This window comes from Nocardia citri, assembly GCF_054065835.1.
Genome location: NZ_JBSUQM010000017.1, coordinates 12,465 through 28,584 on the forward strand (window position 1 = coordinate 12,465; position 16,120 = coordinate 28,584).

The window sequence follows — 16,120 nt, forward strand, 5'->3', positions numbered from 1 at the left end:
GAGTCGAATTCGACTCGGGGCCTCTCGCTGTCAACGGGAAACCCGGCGGCGTGCCGCCTCGATGGCCTCGAATTTGGCCAGATTGTGCCGGGCGTCGGCGAGGGCGTCGTGGGCGTCCGGGGGGACCGAGGGGAGTTCGGGACGGCCATGGGCCTCCCAGTGCTGACGCAGTTCATTGGTGTAGCGGGGGAGGGCGTTGGGCAGGTCGATCATGGAGCCCCAGAGTTGGCACAGGGCGACGTGGTCGTAGGCGGCGACCCAGGCCCACAGTTCGGGGGTGACGCTGGGGCGCGGGACGAGGAATTCGTAGAGATCTTTGCGGATCTGTTCGCGGCTGCGCCAGAGCGGCGAGGACGGCGACGGGAGCTGTGGGAGTACATGGCGGCGCACCCAGGGGCCGGCTCGCTCGGCGTCGAATTCGGTTGAGACCGCGTAGTATTCGCGGCCGTCTTCACAGACCACACCGATCGAAACGAGGTCGATCGTCGACCCGTCCTCGATGAATTCGCAGTCATAAAAATATCGAAGCGAGATCGGACTCTCCTCCAAAAGATCGGTACGGTGCGGCGATAGTGCCCGGCTATTCACCCTAGGTGGGCAGAATCCACCCCTGATACCGGGTACCTGCGCGGTTGGGAGGGTCCGTATTCTGAACGGGTGAACTGGACCGTCGACGTACCCATCGATCGCCTGCCGGAGCTGCCGCCGCTGCCCGCGGAGCTGCGTAGGCGGCTGGACGACGCGCTCGCGCGTCCCGCGCTGCAGCAGCCGGCGTGGGATCCGGAGCAGGCGGCAATGATGCGCACGGTGCTGGAGAGCGTGCCGCCGATCTGCGTGCCCGCCGAGGTGGAGGAACTGCGCGGGCAGCTCGCGGAGGTCGCGCGCGGCGAGGCCTTCCTGATGCAGGGCGGTGATTGCGCGGAGACCTTCGCCGACAACACCGAACCGCATATCCGGGGCAATATCCGCACCCTGCTGCAGATGGCCGTCGTGCTGACCTACGGCGCCAGCCTGCCGGTGGTCAAGGTCGCGCGCATCGCAGGCCAGTACGCCAAGCCGCGCTCCGCGGACACCGATGCCCTCGGCCTCAAGTCCTACCGCGGTGACATGGTGAACTCCCTGGTCGCCGATGCGAAGATGCGTGCGCACGACCCTTCGCGACTAGTGCGCGCCTACGCCAACGCCAGCGCGGCCATGAATCTGGTACGCGCCCTGACCAGCGCGGGCATGGCGGATCTGCATCGGGTCCACGATTGGAATCGGGACTTCGTCGCCAAGTCGCCCGCCGGTGCGCGCTACGAGGCGTTGGCCGAGGAGATCGACCGCGGTTTGGCCTTCATGACCGCTTGTCGGGTGAATGATCCGAGCCTGCAGTCGGCCCGCATCTACGCCAGCCACGAGGCGTTGGTGCTGGACTACGAGCGCGCCATGCTGCGCCTCGGCGAGAACGCGGCGGGCGAGCCGGTGCTCTACGACCTATCCGCGCACTTCCTGTGGATCGGCGAGCGCACCCGTCAGCTCGACGGCGCGCATATCGCTTTCGCGGAACTGCTGGCCAATCCGATCGGCCTGAAGATCGGCCCGACCACCACGCCGGATCAGGCCGTGGAATACGTCGAGCGGCTCGATCCCAATAATGAGCCCGGCCGGTTGACCATCGTCTCGCGCATGGGCAACACCAAGGTTCGTGATGTGCTGCCGCCCATCATCGAGAAGGTGCAGGCGACCGGACACCAGGTCATCTGGCAGTGCGATCCCATGCACGGCAATACCCACGAGGCCTCCACCGGCTACAAGACGCGGCACTTCGACCGGATCATCGACGAGGTGCAGGGCTTCTTCGAGGTGCACCACGCACTGGGTACGCATCCCGGCGGTCTGCACATCGAACTGACCGGCGAGGATGTCACCGAATGCCTCGGCGGCGCCCAGGACATCTCCGATCTGGATCTGTCCGGTCGCTATGAGACCGCATGTGACCCGCGGTTGAATACCCAGCAGTCGCTGGAACTCGCCTTCCTGGTCGCCGAAATGCTGCGCTGACCAAGAACTTCCGACAGGAGCGCCGCGATTGTGCGGCGCTGCTTGTCGTCAGGGTAGTGCCGTCAGCGAGACGGTACTGCCCGCCTCGACATTGGACCCCACGCCCGGAACTTGGCCGATCACCACGGAGCTGTCGGACGGGGTGAGCTGACGCACCGCCACCACCAGGCCGAGCGCTTGCAGCTTGGAGCGGGCGTCCGCGACGCTCGAGCCGACCAGCAGGGGCACCTTCACGGCATTCGAGACGATCAAGGTGATGCCGTCGCCGGACTGGATCGTGGTGCCCGCGGCCGGTTCGGTGGCGATGACCCTATCCGCCTCGACCGTCCGGTCGTACTGAGTCCTGGTCTCGCGCACCGTAATTCCGGCCGCGGTGAGCACTTTGTTCGCTTCATCGGTGGTCTTACCGCGCAGATCGGGTATCTTCACGGGCTGAGATCCCTTGCTGCGGTACACCTTGACCTGCGCGGCCAGCGGCAGGACGGTGCCGGGAGCCGGATCCACCTTCGCGAAGCTGCCCTTGGGTGCGGTGCTGCCGGTTTCGCCCGCGTCCACCGGTTGCAGTCCGGCATCGCGGATGAGCTGGTTTACCTTCGAGATGTCGTCGCCCGCTGTGACATCCGGCACCCGGGGTTTGCCGCTGGAGACCAGCACGGCCACCGTCGAGCCCTTGGTGACCTTGGATCCGGCCGAGGGATCGGTGCCGACCACCCCACCGACCGGGATGGTGTCGGAGGTCTTCTGTCTGATCTCGGTGTCGAACCCGGCACTCGACAGCGCCGAAATCGCGCTGGCCTGGTCTTTCCCGGCGACCGAAGGGACCGCCGAGTAGCGCCCGACGCCCAACCACCAGCCGCCTATCCCGACGAGCAGGGTCAGGATCGCTACGATGGCGACCCAAAGCAGGACCGTGCGCCGCGATTTGGTCCGGTCGTCCTCGAAAGGGGAAGGCTGCGGCGAATGTGATGGTGCGTAGTGATGAGCGTGCGGTCCGTAGATGTCCGGCGGTCCGTAGTTATCGGGCGGACCGTAGTCGGGCACCCGCGGGCGCGCCGTGGTGACGACCTTGGTGTGCTGTGCCGACGGTGGAGGCGGTGCCGCCGCCCTGGCCTGCTGCGGGTTCGGTGCGGCCGCCTGGTAGCTGGCGCTGAGGTGTTCGGCCGATTCCCGCGGTGTGGGCACCCGATACGGCGGCAGATTCAGCGCGACCGCGATCGAATGCAGTTCGGCCGCCATCTCGTTGGCATCGGCGAAGCGATGCGCGGGTTCGCGATTGGTGGCTCGCGCGATAAGATCGTCGAACTCCGGCGGGATCCCCGCGATGAATTCGCTCGGGCTGGGCACATCGTTCTCGATGCGCTGATATGCCACCGATAGCGAAGTGTCACCGGTGAACGGGACCTGGCCGGTGAGCAGCTCGAAGATCAGGATACCGAAGGAGTAGACGTCGCTGCGGGAGTCGGCGGTGCCCGCGGTCACTTGTTCGGGGGACAGGTATGCGGCGGTTCCTAGAATGACGCTCGCCGAGGTGGTGTTCGCGGCCGCGACCGCCCGCACCAGACCGAAATCGGCGATCTTGACCTCACCGGAGTCGGAGATCAGCACATTCTCGGGTTTGATATCGCGATGGATCAGGCCCGCCGAATGCGCGACGCCGATCGCGGCCAGTGCCGGTTCGGCGACCGCGCGGACCGCGTGCGGCGGCATCGGACCGCGTTCGCGCAGAAGTTCGCGCAGCGTGCCGCCCTCGACCAACTCCATGATCAGGAATGGATGTTCGCCGTCGACGCCCTGGTCGTAGACCGCGACCAGGGACGGATGTTTGAGCTTGGCGACCGCGCGCGCCTCGAATTCGAACCGGGACAGGAACTGGGGATCGGCGGCGAACTTCGGGTCCATCACCTTGATGGCCACCGGACGGTCCAGCCGGGTATCCACACCTCGGAAGACCATCGACATCCCGCCCCGCGCGATCGGCGCGTCGATCCGATAGCGCCCCTCCAGGATTTGCCCGATCAAATGATGTCCTCCGGCCTTCACAAAGCTCTCACCCCTCGCTCCGATGCGACAAGCGAACGACCGCTCCATGCGGCCCGCCCACGATCGTAGCCGTGTCGAAAAGCGGTGTTTTTGGCCGCGCGGGCGCGGCGGGTTCGCGGCCTCCTGGTGTGTCGCGTCCGAGCTGTCGAGACTCGCGACTTCGTCGCATGCGCTTCGACGGCTCGGACGCGAGACGGGCCGCGAACTCCTCGCTCGTGAGGCTCGCTCCGTGGTGGTTGCTATGGGTGGCGCAATCGATGGTTGGTGGCCACGAACTTGCTATCACCAGGTCGAATCGTGTGGAAACGGTCCAGGGTGTCTCGAGCCGTGCGGCGCGGGACCGTCTACCGTTATCCGGGTGAGTGCATTTCCTTGCAGTGATGATGTTCTTCCCCGGTCGGAGGCGGTGATCCCGCTGCCCGAGGTGGCCGACAAGCTCGGGCTCGTGGTGACCCGGGTGCATCAGATGCTGCGCGACCATCAGTTGCTCGCTGTGCGCCGCGATGGCGTCGCCGGCGTGCCCGAGCGATTCTTCGACGATACCGGCGCCATTGTGAAGTCGCTGCCGGGCTTGATCACCGTCATGAAAGACGCCAAGTACACCGATGAGGAGATCCTGGAGTGGATCTTCACCGACGACGACAGTCTGCCCGGTAAGCCCGTCGACGCATTACGCGGTCCGCTCGCGCGCGAGGTGCTGCGCCGCGCGGCGGCCGAGCCCTTCTGAGTTATTATCCGCGCAATGCGGCGGTGGCGAATTCCACCGCCGCGACACGCAGGCGTCGGTGGCGGGGGACCACGGCGCGGCGCGCGAACACCGCATAGTCGAAGTGTTCGATTTCGTCGAGGATGCCGGAGTAGAGCGTGCTCGCGGTGCGAATGGCGGGGCGAACTGGGGGGTCGAGTAGATCGATGCCCGGGTTCGCGAAACGGTAGAGGTCGCGATTGATCGCGATCAGGTGGGCCAATGCGCGACGCACCCGCCGTTCGGTGTGCCCGATCCGGCGGCAATGGGCCAGCAGGTCCGCATCGACACCGAAGACCGCGAGTTCATCGGTGGGCAGATAGATCCGGCCGCGGTCGAGATCCTCGGCGATATCACGCAGGAAGTTGGTGAGCTGAAAGGCCTCACCGAGTGCGGCGGCGGCGAGTTCGGCCTCGGCCACCGGGACGACCGTGCCGAGTACCGGTAGCAGTTGCAGACCTATCGCGGCCGCGGATCCGCGCATGTACTCGCGCAGTTCGGTCATGGTGGCGTAGTGGGCGCGGAAGTGCGCGGTTCCCGGCACATCCATGCGCATGGAATCCAGGAAGGTCCAGAAGTGCTGGGGCGCAATGTCGTAGCGCTGGATGGTGTCGGCCAGCGCGGCGAGCACCTGGGTGCGCCGGTCGACGGGCGGCCTGGCCTGCTCCAAGGCGACGCACAGTTGTTTCTCGACCAGATCGAGTTCGCCCGCGGGGCCGCGCTCGGCGTCGTACGTCGGGTGATCGACGATGTCGTCCACCATGCGCGCGAAGGCATACAGCGCGTGCACCGCGGGTCTCCGTCGCGCGGACAGCAGTCGGGTGGCGAGGAAGTAGGTACGGCCGTGTGTGGCAGCGATCGCACGGCAGACGCGGTAGGCCGCGGCCAGTTCCGAGCCGCGGTCGGTCGGCGCGTCCTTGGTCATGACCGGGTGACGGCGACCGGATTGCTCTGTGGCGGGGTGGCGCGCAATCGCAATGGGTCGACCGTCCGAAGCGATAGGGCCGCGACCACAGCCGCGAAGGTCGCGGCGGCGACATGGGTGAAGCTGTAGAGCCCGATGGAGCCGTCCGGCTGGAATACCAGCATCAACCAGGTGCACAGCCCGACCAGCACCATCAGCGTGGTGGTGGACAGCGCGAATCCGGCGGCCAGTGCCAGCGGCCAGGAGTAGTACCAGGGCAGCGCGGCGGGTGAGAGGATGACGATGGCGACGAAGGCGATGAGGATGCCGAAGACCGCCTCGCGCTCGCTGTGCCGGAACCGCCACCAGGTCCACGCCAGCACGGCGATCAGTGCCAGCGCACACAGTGCGCGGGTCACCGCGAGCACCGGATCCATCGGGAACGGTGTCACCCAGCGGACCATATGCGCCATGATCGTGGGCAGCGAGAGCCAGTTGATGATCTTCTTCGAGCCCGACAGCGCGGTCAGCCAGCCGATGCCGACCCCGGCGATGGCCGAGGCGGCCACGAAGACCAGCGCGAAGACGCTCAGACCGAGTCCGGCGATCTTGGCGAACATCAGCGCCGGATGCGGCACTTCCGCACTCGGTCGTGCCGGTTCGGCCTCGCTCTCGACGCTCTGGGTCGCACCCGGTGATTGTGCGGCGCGCTGTATCGCTCGGCGTTCGCGCTCGTGCAGCATCCAGATCCACACGAGGAATGGCAGTGCGATACCGGCGGTGGCCTTGATGGCGACACCGATCGCGACGACCACGATGCCCGCGGCATGATGGCGCTCCAGCACCAGTGCGATACCGGCGCACATGAGCCCGACCATGAGCATTTCGTTGTGCACGCCGCCGATGAGATGGATCAGCACCAGCGGGTTGAGCACGGCCAGCCACAGTGCGACGGTCGGCTTACCGCCGAGGTGTTTGGTCAGATACGGCACCGCCCACATCATCAGTGCCAGGCCGGGCAGCATGACCAGCCGCAGCGCGATGGTGCCCGCGACCACGTTATCGCCGGTGATCGCCGTGATGGCGTTGCCGAGTAGCAGGAAGATCGGACCGTAGGGCGCGGTGGTGGTGGTCCAGACCGGGCTCACATTGTCCAGCAGTACACCGGGATTGGCGACCGGCGCAGAGACATAGGGATCGAAACCGTCGCGAAGCAGCGCGCCCTGGGCCAGATACGAATACGCGTCGCGGCTGAACATCGGCACCGCGAACAGCAGCGGGAAGATCCAGATGCCGACGATCACGCGCAATTCGTTCAGCGTGACCCCGGCGTCGGGTCGATCGCCGAAGCCGATCGTGGTGCGGCCCAAGCGCACCCACGCGGTGATCATCAACAGCACCCCGACCCAGATGACCATGGTGGACAGCACATAGCCGTGCCCGAATCGCAGCCAGGACAGATGCATCGCCTCGAGCAGCGGATCGCGTTTGCGGACGCTGCCCGCGCCGAATCCACCGAAGGTGATCATCAGCGCGCCGAAGAAACCGAGCAGCGCCGAATGTCCTTCGGGGCTGCGGGCGAAGTCGGCGGTCGTCCGCGCCCAGGCTCGGAATCCGTGTTCTGCGACGGCGGGGGTCTGCCCGCGCACCGGGGCGCTCGATGGACGCGCCTGGTCTTCGGTCGCGGTGATCGAGTTGCCGGTGGGCGTGGGAGCCGTCGTCTCAGGGGGATGCATATGGTGTCGGTCCCCCGGAGTAGTCGGCGGTCGCAACCGCAGGCGAATAGGTCGCGCGATAGTTTATCGGCTCGCCGGGAACACTATCCCGCTGGTGCGTGGGGATTCATCCCGAGCGGGTAGCGCGGCCCCGATAATTCGGTTTGCCGCCAGTTTTCCGGACAGCAGAGTGGTCGGCACGCCGACACCCGGAGTGGTGCCACAACCGGCGATAACCACGTTGTCGCTGCCGCCGGAAAAATTGCGTGTACGAAATGGTCCGGTCTGCCGGAACAGATGCGCTGCCGAGAAGGGTGTTCCGGCCAACATGCCTTGATCACGCCAGGTGCCGGGTGTGTCGAGGTGGTCGACGGCGAAGTGTTCGATGCCGTGATATCCGCGTTCCGCCAACACCTGCAGGAGTTCACGCAGGTAATTGGGGCCGAGTCGGTCCCAGTCCAACGGTGCGGCCTCGAGGTTGGGGCAGGGGGCGAGTAGCGAGAACGGCTCGTATCTGCCGTCGGCGCGGTCGATATAGAGCGTCGGATCGGTCAGTGCGGGCCGGGTGAGCAGCAAGGATGGGTCGCTCATCAGGCGGCCGCGGCCGGGGCGGGCGGCGATCTCGTCGAAGGTGCGATCCCAGGCGTCGCCGAAATCGATGGTGTGGTGGGCCTGGATCGGCCAGGTTTCGGCGATCGTGGCGGGGATGGTGCCATGTGCGACGACGGCGGACGGTGCGGCGCGCAATCGACGGCGGCGACGCACGCCGAAGCGTTCGAGCGCGCCGAGGTCGGCCGTGAGAACCACGGCGTCGCAGTCGAAGGTGCGGCCGTCCGCGGTGCGGACCTGCCTGGCCCGCCCGCCCGTGTACTCGATCCCGGTGGCCTCGGTGTTCAGCTCGAGTGCGCCGCCCGCCGCGGTGAAGGCGTCCGCGAGTGCGGCGGTGATGGCGCGCATGCCGCCCTCGGGAAAGTAGACGCCGAGCGAAGTGTCCATGTGTGGGATCGCACCGTATACGGCCATTGCCTGCGCCGGGGCCACGCCCGCGTAGAGCGCCTGGAAGGTGAACAGTCGGGCCGGGCGGGGATCGCGTAGGAAGCGGGAGACACGCGGGCCGAGCCTGCCTAATCCGCCGAGTCGTACCAGGGTGGCGAGGGCGCGGCGCTTGGCCGGGTGACGGACCAAATCGAGCGGCGAATCGAAGTTCGTATCCATGAACTCGGTGAACTCGGCCTGGTAGACCGCGGCCAGCCAGGCACGCAGCCGTCGGTAGCGCAGGGCCTCGTCGTCACCGCAAACCCGGGCCACCTCCATGGCCATGGCCTCGGGATCGGCGTAGACGCGCATGCTCGAGTCATCGGCGAAGCGGGCGTGATAGCTCGGGGCGAGCTGGTGGATGCGCAGTGGCGGAGTGCAGGTTTCGGGGGTGCTCCCGACGGCGGCGAGCGCATCGGCGATCAGCTCCGGCAAGGTGAGTACTGTTGCGCCGGAGTCGATTTCGTAGTCGGGGCCGCGGTACAGCCCGACTCGGCCGCCGGGATGATCGGCACGTTCCAGCAGCGTGACCGTGCGACCGGCCCCGGTCAGATGCAGGGCCGCGGCGAGGCCGGATAGCCCGGCGCCCACCACCACGACGCGATCGGTCGGTCCCGCCACGGATTTCATGTGGATCTCCTCGCTCGGTCGCGGCTAGTGCGTGCGACTCGTCGCGGCCACGGCCATGGCGCGCAAGCGCTCCTTGGCGTCGGGCGTGGCGGTACTCGATGCCAGTGCGGTCAGGCCCTGCTCGGTTAGTTCGGTGATCCGGCGCTCCACCTCGTCGACCGCGCCGAGTGCGGTGATCACCGTGCGCAGCCGCTCGACCTGGTCCGCCGTCAGGTCGGTGCCGATGCTGGTGCGCAGCAAGGTGGCCGCGGCCGGGTCGCCGGCATCGGCGCGCTGCAGCGCCTCGGCGACCAGGACGGTGCGTTTGCCCTCGCGTAGGTCGTCGCCGGAGGGCTTTCCGGTGACCGCGGGATCGCCGAAGACGCCGAGCAGATCGTCGCGTAGCTGGAAGGCGATACCGATATCGGTGCCGAAGGTCCGGTAGGCCTCGATCAGGTCTGGATCGGCGTCGGCGAGTGCCGCACCGAGGTGTAGCGGGCGCTCGACGGTGTAGGCCGCCGTCTTGTAGCGGTTGATGCGCAGCGCGGCCGCGACGGATTCGTCGCCCGCCGATTCGCCGTGGATATCGAGCAGTTGCCCGCCGAGTACCTCGGTGCGCATGAGCGCCCAGACCGGCGCGAAGCGGCCGAGCGCGGCGGCGTCGAGTCCGGCGCTGTGCACCAGGTCATCGGCCCAGGCCAGCGCCAGATCGCCGATCAGGATGGCGACCGAGGTGCCGAAGTGTTCGGCATCACCGGCCCAGCCGTGGTCGCGGTGGCGCTGTTCGAAGTCGACGTGCACGGTCGGGAAGCGACGGCGGGTACGCGAGGAGTCGATGATGTCGTCGTGGACCAATGCGCAGGCCTGCACCAATTCCAGTGCGGCACAGGCGTTCAGGACCGCGGCCGCGTCCGGGCCCGTGGGGTCGCCGCCTGCGCCGAGCCAGCCGGTCCACGCGAAGGCGGGGCGGGTGCGTTTGCCGCCCCGCAGCACGAACAGTTCGAGCGCGTCGGCCGCCTGGATGAAAGTCGGACCCAGCGGTTCGACGGTGGGGCGACGGCTCAGGAAGAAGGCTTTGAGCGCGTCCTCGACCGCCGCCACGAAGGGGGTGCCCGGCGCCGGCGGGTGGTTCGCGGGCGGAGTGTCCTGGGGCGTCTGGATACCGGGTCCGGCGGACAGGGGAGCCTCCAAGGTCGTGCGGGTGCTGGTGTACGCGGTGGTTGGTGGGCGCTATGGGTACATCGGTGCCGGACGGCGACGGTCGCGTGGGTCGCCCGGCCATAGCGAATATGTCGTCTCGTCGCAGAATACGCGTACAGGCGTGACGGCCTGACGGGCCGGTGGCCGGTCACTACTACACTGAACCGGTGACTTTCGATAACGTACGGGGAAGTTCGACCCCTGGCCGGCCGTCCCCGGCGCCACCGATCGTCTCTGAAACGCCCTCGGTCGTTCAGAGTCTTCGGACCCATGCCGGGGGGTCGGTGCCCTTCTCAGTGGAGTTCAATCCGCCGCGTGATGCCGCGGGCGAGGCGCAGCTGTGGCGTGCTGTGCGCACCTTCGAGCGCATGCATCCGGCCTTCGTCTCGATGACCTACGGTGCCGGCGGTACGACTCGCGATCGCACCGTGCGTATCACCGGCGCGCTGGCCGAGGAAACGACCCTGCTGCCGGTCGCGCATCTGACCGCCGTCGAACACAGCGTCGCCGAACTGCGCTCGCTGGTCGGCGCGTACGCAGATTCGGGCATCCGCAATATCCTGGTGCTGCGCGGCGACCCGCCGGGCGATCCGCTCGGTGAATGGTGCAAACATCCCGACGGTGTGGCCTACGCCGAGGAACTGGTGCGCATCGTGCGCGATCTCGGCGACTTCCATGTCGGCGTCGCCTCGTTCCCGCAAGGCCACCACCGCTCCCCGGATCTGGCGCACGACACCGCATACCTGGCCGCGAAACTGCGTGCGGGCGCGGAGTATTCGATCACCCAGATGTTCTTCGACGTCGAGCATTATCTGCGCCTGCGCGATCGCCTCACCGCTTTCGATCCGGTCGAGGGCGCAAAGCCGATCATCCCGGAGCTGATGCCCATCACCTCGCTGCGCACGGTGACACGCGCCGAGGACCTGTGCGGACGTCCGCTGCCGCCCGCGGTCATGGAGCGTTTGCACAAGGCCGCCGGTGACGGGCCGGAGGAGAACAATGCGGCGGTCCGCGAGGTCGGTATCGAAATCGCCACCGAAATGGGTCAGCGCCTCATCGATGAGGGTGCACCCTGCCTGCACTTCATTACGCTGAACTTCGCCAAGGCCACCGGTGAGGTCCTCGCCAACCTCGGCTACGGCGTCACCGCCGCACCCACGTCCCCGAGCCTTCGGCCGGTCGTTGGCGCCACGTCAGTGGCGTCGTGGGCCGACAGTTAGGTCGGGGGCGGGGGCTGGCAGCAGCATGTCGGCTACGCGGCGCGTGCCGTCCGGAGCCCCCAGGCATCGGCGAGGAGTCGATGGGATTCGAGACGGTCCTCGTGGCGGTGCGTGATGCTGGTGACGAGGAGTTCGTTCGCGCCGGCGACTCGTTGCAGGGCCTGTAGGCGTTCGACGACGGTGCGCGGGCTGCCGACGAACTGGGTGGCGAGGCGGTCGTCGACGAGTCGGCGCTGCTCCGGGGTCAGCGGGGTGGCGGTATCCGGATCGAGGTATTCGGCGGCGCCCGCACCGCTGCGGATGCTGTGCACCCAGTGACCGTAGGTGGCGGCCAAATGCCGGGCGCGCGCGTCGTCGGGGGCGACGACCACGTCCGCGGAGATCACCACATACGGTTCGGCGAGGTCGGCCGAGGGACGGAAGGCCGCCCGGTAGGCCGCGACCGCGTCCAGGGCGGTGCCGGGGGAGACATGGTAGGCCGCGGCGAAGGGGAGACCGAGTTTGCCTGCCAATTCCGCACTTTCGCCCGCCGAACTACCGAACAACCACAGCTCGACCTGTGCGCCTTCACCCGGAACGGCATGCAGCGCAGTACCTTCGGCGCTTCGGTACGTGCCGTTGAGCAGCGCGCGTACCTCGTCGATCTGGTCTGGGAACTCCGGTGCGTGCGCGCCCGGCTGTTGCAGCGCGCCGAGCGAGGCGATGAACCTCGACCTGTCGGTGATCCGTCCCGGATCGAACGGCGGCGGTACCACCACACCGTCGCGTACCTCGGTGCGCCCCGTCACGGTAGCGACGACCGGCTTACCGCCCTTGGGATGGGTGGGCTGTGCGCCGAACTGGCTGCGGCGATGCCCCGACCGGCCCAAGCCCAGGTCGAGTCGTCCCGGGTACAGGGCGTCGATGGTGCCGAATGCCTCCACGATCGACGCCGAGGTGTGGTGGCCGACCTGAACCGCGGCCGAACCCACGCGAATCCGGGTGGTGGCCGCGGCGACCAGGCCGATCAGCGTGATGGACGACGAACTCGCAACCGACACGAAATGGTGTTCGGCCAGCCAGTAGCGGCGGTAACCCCACTGTTCGGCGTGCTGGGCCAGATCGATGGTGTTGCGCAGGGCCTGCTGTGCGGTGGATCCGGCGCTGACCGGGGCCAGATCGAGGATGGAAAGCGGGATCGTCATGCGGACCGTCCTAGGCGCGGATGCTGTTCGCCCGCTTCGATGGCCACCCGCAATCGGTTCTGCGCGGGTGCCAGCGGGCAGGTGGCGAAATCGGTGAAGGCGCAGGGCAGATTGGCCGCTCGGTTGAAATCGAGGCGGACGACGCCATCGGCGTCGGGTGCCGCGACGGCCAGCGAGCGGGCAGCCGGGTAGGTGGTGACGCCACTGGTGGCATCGGTGAACAGCACCCGCAGCTCGGCCGGCGCGCCGAAGGCGATGACGCGCTCGGTGACCTCGCCGATGGTGAATTCGATGGTGCCCGAGGCGGTGTGGTGATGTTCGAGACCATCTACCACGGCGCCGGTGGTGATCGTGCGTGGCACGTCGAACGGTTCGAAACGACCCTCGACCACCCAGCGTGGATCGGGGGCGTAGGCCGGGATGCCCTCGAAGCTCGACAATGTGGGTGCGGCCGGATCGTGCACGCGCACGGCGTAGCGGCCAGTCCGGCGAATCACCTCGAGTACCCGATTTTCGTGCCGCACATCGAGTCCCGGTGCGCCTTCGGCCGGCGTGACGATCCGCACGCCCGCGATGTCGGTGCCATCGAACCGCAGCCGGTCGGCGGGCTGGGCGGTGATGAACACCTTGTCGTCGGTGACCCACCAGGTGCCGGGCAGGTCTGGGATGCGCTCGGGTTGGTCGGTGAGCCAATGCAATCCGGTGAGGCTCAGGAAGCCGAGCGGATCGCGCAACTGGTCCTCCCTGGCGTAATGCCAATGCGCCCACTCGGTTTCGAAAAGGCTGGTGATGCTGGTCGTCATGACGCTCGTACTCCTTCGAGTGTGGGGATGGTGCGGGCCGCGCCCGGTGCGGTGACGTGCGGGGCGGGAATGGCCGACAGCAGTTCGCGGGTGTACTCGTGCTGTGGGTTGTCGAAAATGTCGGCGGTGGTGCCGGATTCCACAATGCGACCGTCGCGCATGACCGCGACGCGGTCGCTGATGCGGCGGACCACGGCGAGATCGTGCGAGATGAACAGGTAACTCAGTCCGAGTTCGGTTTGCAGGCGGTCCAGCAGTTCCAGGATCTGGGCCTGGACGGAGGCGTCGAGCGCCGAGACCGGTTCGTCGAGTACGAGCAGGTCCGGGTGCAGGGCCAGGGCGCGGGCGATGGCGACGCGTTGACGTTGTCCGCCGGATAGTTCCGCGGGGCGGCGGTGTGTGAAGTTCTCCGGCAGCGCGACCTGGCCGAGCAGTTCACGCACCCGCTCCTGCCTGGCCTTGCGATCGCCGACAGCATAGGCTCGCAGCGGTTCCTCGATGATCGAGCCGACCCGCCAGCGCGGATCCAGCGAGCCATAGGGATTTTGGTAGACCACCTGGAAGCGCTGGCGCAGCGTGCGCAGCCGTCCACCCTTGACGGCGGTCAGGTCCTGCCCGTCGAAGGTGACGGCACCGCTGTCGGGTTCGGTGAGTCGCAATGCGATGCGGGCCGTGGTCGACTTGCCGGAGCCGGACTCGCCGACGAGCGACAAGGTTTCACCGCGACCGAGTTCGAAGCCGACGCCGGCCACCGCGATGACCGAACCACCGGCCGGTGCCCGGAAGCGTTTGTGCACATCCCGCACCGTGAGCAGCGGTGGACCGGCGCTCATCCGCGGCGCGCGGAACCCGTCGAACGGCGCCAGACTCGGCGAGGCGGCGAGTAACCGCTTCGTATACGGATGACGCGGTTCCCTGAGCACCGTCGCGGTCGGCCCGGCTTCGATGATCTCGCCGCCGCTGAGCACCACGATCCGATCGGCCCGCTCGGCGGCGATCGCGAGATCGTGGGTGATCAGCAGCACCGCGGTGTCGCGGGCCGCTGTCTGGGCGGCGAGTTTGTCGAGCACCCGGCGCGCCACCGTAGCGTCCAATGCACTGGTCGGCTCATCCGCGATCACCAACTCCGGCCCGGCGATGAGCGCTGCCGCGATCAACACCCGCTGTCGCTGGCCACCGGATAGTTCGTGCGGATATTGCGTCGCCCGCAATTCCGGCAGGTCCAGCCCGGCGTCGGTGAGCAATTCGATCGCCCGTGTGGCCGCATCGCGGCTATCGGCGAGGCCGTGCACGAGTAGCGCCTCGGCGACCTGATCACCCACGCGTCGCACCGGATTCAGCGACAATCCCGGATCTTGCGGTACGAATCCGATCCGGGCGCCGCGAATCCGCCGCAGTGCGCGCTCGGATCCGGTATCCACCTTCTCCCCGTCGAAGATGACGGCCCCACCGGTGATCTCGGCACTGGGGCCGAGTAGTCCGATCACCGATTGCGCGAGAGTCGACTTGCCGGAACCGGATTCGCCGACCAGGGCGACGACCTCGCCGCGTGCGACGGTGAGGGATACCCCGTTGAGTGCGGCGACGTCGCCGCTGTCGGAGGCGTAGCGCACATGCAGGTCCTCGATACGCAACAATGCCGCCGTCGTGGAGTTGTGGCCGCCCGGTCCGTTTGTGACGTCGCAGGTCTGCGGCCTACCGTCGGTGCGCGCGTCCGTCGGATCGGCGGACGCGCCGCGCGTACTCATGCGCTGTGACTCCTTCCTACGGCGCGGCCGAGGCGTTGGGCCGAGAGGACGACGACAATGATCACCAGGCCGGGCAGGGTGGTCATCCACCACGCTGTGGCGAGGAAGTTGCGTCCCTCCGAGATCAGTGAACCCCATTCGGGGGTGGGCGGTTTCGCGCCGTAGCCGAGAAAGCTCAGCGCCGAAACCGATAGCACCGCCATACCGAATTCGACGGCGGCCAGGGCTAGGACCGGCTGGAAGGAGTTCGGTAGGACGTGGCGGGCCAGCACCGTGTACCAGCGGACTCCGGCGGCGTGGGCCGCCTCCACATACGGCTCCTGCCGCACCCGAAGCACCTCCGAGCGCATGACCCGCGCGAAGTTGGCGATCAGCGCAACCCCCACCGCTACCGCCACATTTCGGGTGCCGAAGCCGAGCACGGTGACCAGCGCGAGGGATAAGAGCAGCGACGGGATCGAGAGCAACACGTCGACGAACCGCATGATGACCGTGTCGGCGAAGCCGCCGAGCGATCCCGACAGCAGCCCGAGTATCGATCCCGCGATCAGCGCGATGGCGACCGCGGACAGGGTGGCGGTGAGCGAGAGTCCGGCACCGTGCACCATCCGGGTGTACAGATCGCGCCCGAGATTATCGGTGCCGAACCAGTGTCGGGCGCTCGGTCCCTGGAACTTCTGCGCGGGGACTGCGGTCAGCGGATCGCCACTGGCGAAAACCGAAGGGAACAGCGCCCAGCCGAGCGCCGAAACCGCGACGGCACCGGACAGAATCACTACGATATTGCCGCGCACCGACTTCCACCTCAGTACCGGTCGGCGTAGTCCGGGGAGTGCGACGCGCCGCGACTCTTCAGCGACATCAACCATGATCG

General features: G+C 67.5%; 13 protein-coding genes. 3 read left to right on the forward strand and 10 right to left on the reverse strand.

Annotation, left to right across the window (positions count from 1 at the left end):
• Positions 1-30: 30 nt before the first annotated feature.
• Complete coding sequence (locus ACW2Q0_RS21535; protein ID WP_457192781.1) at positions 31-534, reverse strand: polyadenylate-specific 3'-exoribonuclease AS; 504 nt, start codon at positions 532-534, stop codon at positions 31-33.
• 123 nt (positions 535-657) lie between these two features.
• Here ACW2Q0_RS21535 and ACW2Q0_RS21540 point away from each other — a divergent pair, with 123 nt between their 5' ends.
• Complete coding sequence (locus tag ACW2Q0_RS21540; protein WP_457192692.1) at positions 658-2,043, forward strand: class II 3-deoxy-7-phosphoheptulonate synthase; 1,386 nt, start codon at positions 658-660, stop codon at positions 2,041-2,043.
• 48 nt (positions 2,044-2,091) lie between these two features.
• Here the strand turns inward: ACW2Q0_RS21540 and pknB are convergent, their stop codons facing one another.
• A complete protein-coding gene (gene pknB, locus ACW2Q0_RS21545; protein ID WP_457192693.1) occupies positions 2,092-4,083 on the reverse strand; it encodes a Stk1 family PASTA domain-containing Ser/Thr kinase in 1,992 nt (663 codons plus the stop codon).
• Between the two features lie 358 nt (positions 4,084-4,441).
• On the opposite strand from pknB, the gene ACW2Q0_RS21550 reads away from it, so the two are divergent.
• Positions 4,442-4,810, forward strand: coding sequence for an Rv2175c family DNA-binding protein (locus ACW2Q0_RS21550; protein WP_457192694.1), 369 nt, complete (start codon positions 4,442-4,444; stop codon positions 4,808-4,810).
• Positions 4,811-4,814: 4 nt separating this feature from the next.
• Here ACW2Q0_RS21550 and ACW2Q0_RS21555 read toward each other — a convergent pair whose 3' ends face one another.
• The 4 genes from ACW2Q0_RS21555 to ACW2Q0_RS21570 all read right to left on the reverse strand — a co-directional run bounded on the left by ACW2Q0_RS21555 (position 4,815) and on the right by ACW2Q0_RS21570 (position 10,282).
• Positions 4,815-5,753, reverse strand: coding sequence for a phytoene/squalene synthase family protein (locus tag ACW2Q0_RS21555; RefSeq protein ID WP_457192695.1), 939 nt, complete (start codon positions 5,751-5,753; stop codon positions 4,815-4,817).
• Entirely contained in the window at positions 5,750-7,468 is a 1,719-nt protein-coding gene (locus tag ACW2Q0_RS21560) for an alpha-(1->6)-mannopyranosyltransferase A (RefSeq protein WP_457192696.1), read from the reverse strand. Before ACW2Q0_RS21560 ends, ACW2Q0_RS21555 begins: the two co-directional genes overlap by 4 nt.
• A 63-nt stretch (positions 7,469-7,531) precedes the next feature.
• Entirely contained in the window at positions 7,532-9,112 is a 1,581-nt protein-coding gene (gene crtI, locus ACW2Q0_RS21565) for a phytoene desaturase family protein (RefSeq protein ID WP_457192697.1), read from the reverse strand.
• A 24-nt stretch (positions 9,113-9,136) separates the two neighbouring features.
• Positions 9,137-10,282 carry a polyprenyl synthetase family protein gene (locus ACW2Q0_RS21570; protein WP_457192698.1) on the reverse strand — a complete coding sequence of 382 codons (1,146 nt, stop codon included), beginning with the start codon at positions 10,280-10,282 and terminating at the stop codon, positions 9,137-9,139.
• A gap of 176 nt (positions 10,283-10,458) precedes the next feature.
• On the opposite strand from ACW2Q0_RS21570, the gene ACW2Q0_RS21575 reads away from it, so the two are divergent.
• A complete protein-coding gene (locus ACW2Q0_RS21575) occupies positions 10,459-11,511 on the forward strand; it encodes a methylenetetrahydrofolate reductase (RefSeq protein WP_457192699.1) in 1,053 nt (350 codons plus the stop codon).
• Between the two features lie 32 nt (positions 11,512-11,543).
• Here the strand turns inward: ACW2Q0_RS21575 and ACW2Q0_RS21580 are convergent, their stop codons facing one another.
• From ACW2Q0_RS21580 to ACW2Q0_RS21595, 4 genes are read right to left on the reverse strand one after another with little or no spacing between them, the layout of a single operon-like run.
• Entirely contained in the window at positions 11,544-12,695 is a 1,152-nt protein-coding gene (locus ACW2Q0_RS21580; protein WP_457192700.1) for an LLM class flavin-dependent oxidoreductase, read from the reverse strand.
• On the reverse strand, positions 12,692-13,498 hold the full coding sequence (locus ACW2Q0_RS21585) for a DUF1684 domain-containing protein (RefSeq protein ID WP_457192701.1): 807 nt from the start codon (positions 13,496-13,498) through the stop codon (positions 12,692-12,694). The genes ACW2Q0_RS21580 and ACW2Q0_RS21585 overlap by 4 nt, the downstream gene beginning before the upstream one ends.
• Positions 13,495-15,246 carry a dipeptide ABC transporter ATP-binding protein gene (locus ACW2Q0_RS21590; RefSeq protein ID WP_457192702.1) on the reverse strand — a complete coding sequence of 584 codons (1,752 nt, stop codon included), beginning with the start codon at positions 15,244-15,246 and terminating at the stop codon, positions 13,495-13,497. Before ACW2Q0_RS21590 ends, ACW2Q0_RS21585 begins: the two co-directional genes overlap by 4 nt.
• Positions 15,243-16,115, reverse strand: coding sequence for an ABC transporter permease (locus ACW2Q0_RS21595; protein ID WP_457192703.1), 873 nt, complete (start codon positions 16,113-16,115; stop codon positions 15,243-15,245). The genes ACW2Q0_RS21590 and ACW2Q0_RS21595 overlap by 4 nt, the downstream gene beginning before the upstream one ends.
• Positions 16,116-16,120: the final 5 nt, after the last annotated feature.

Coding starts and splice junctions, on each gene's coding strand:
- ACW2Q0_RS21555 (WP_457192695.1), bottom strand. CDS start 5,753: ATGACCAAGGACGCGCCGACCGACCGCGGCTCGGAACTGGCCGCGGCC.
- ACW2Q0_RS21560 (WP_457192696.1), bottom strand. CDS start 7,468: ATGCATCCCCCTGAGACGACGGCTCCCACGCCCACCGGCAACTCGATC.
- crtI (WP_457192697.1), bottom strand. CDS start 9,112: ATGAAATCCGTGGCGGGACCGACCGATCGCGTCGTGGTGGTGGGCGCC.
- ACW2Q0_RS21580 (WP_457192700.1), bottom strand. CDS start 12,695: ATGACGATCCCGCTTTCCATCCTCGATCTGGCCCCGGTCAGCGCCGGA.
- ACW2Q0_RS21585 (WP_457192701.1), bottom strand. CDS start 13,498: ATGACGACCAGCATCACCAGCCTTTTCGAAACCGAGTGGGCGCATTGG.
- ACW2Q0_RS21590 (WP_457192702.1), bottom strand. CDS start 15,246: ATGAGTACGCGCGGCGCGTCCGCCGATCCGACGGACGCGCGCACCGAC.
- ACW2Q0_RS21595 (WP_457192703.1), bottom strand. CDS start 16,115: ATGGTTGATGTCGCTGAAGAGTCGCGGCGCGTCGCACTCCCCGGACTA.